The organism is Escherichia sp. 20412-1 (genome assembly GCF_003027595.1).
In the GTDB taxonomy this organism is placed as follows: domain Bacteria; phylum Pseudomonadota; class Gammaproteobacteria; order Enterobacterales; family Enterobacteriaceae; genus Escherichia; species Escherichia marmotae.
The window spans coordinates 1-246 of sequence record NZ_PYQM01000147.1 but is presented as its reverse complement, the minus strand read 5'-3'; the positions used below and the strand labels follow the sequence as shown (position 1 = coordinate 246).

At 56.9% G+C, this 246-nt stretch carries 1 pseudogene; it reads left to right on the top strand.

Annotation, left to right across the window (positions count from 1 at the left end):
• Positions 1 to 246 (top strand): annotated as a pseudogene (locus tag C7B16_RS24435) (IS3 family transposase); the annotation flags it as partial.

The window sequence follows — 246 nt, the reverse complement described above, 5'->3', positions numbered from 1 at the left end:
ACAATGGCAACCCGGAGAGGCTACCAGATGGGACGCTGGCTTGCTGGCAGGCTCATGAAAGAGCTGGGGCTGGTCAGCTGTCAGCAGCCGACTCACCGGTATAAACGTGGTGGTCATGAACATGTTGCTATCCCTAACTATCTTGAACGGCAGTTCGCCGTGACCGAGCCAAATCAGGTGTGGTGCGGTGATGTGACCTATATCTGGACGGGTAAGCGCTGGGCGTACCTCGCCGTTGTTCTCGAC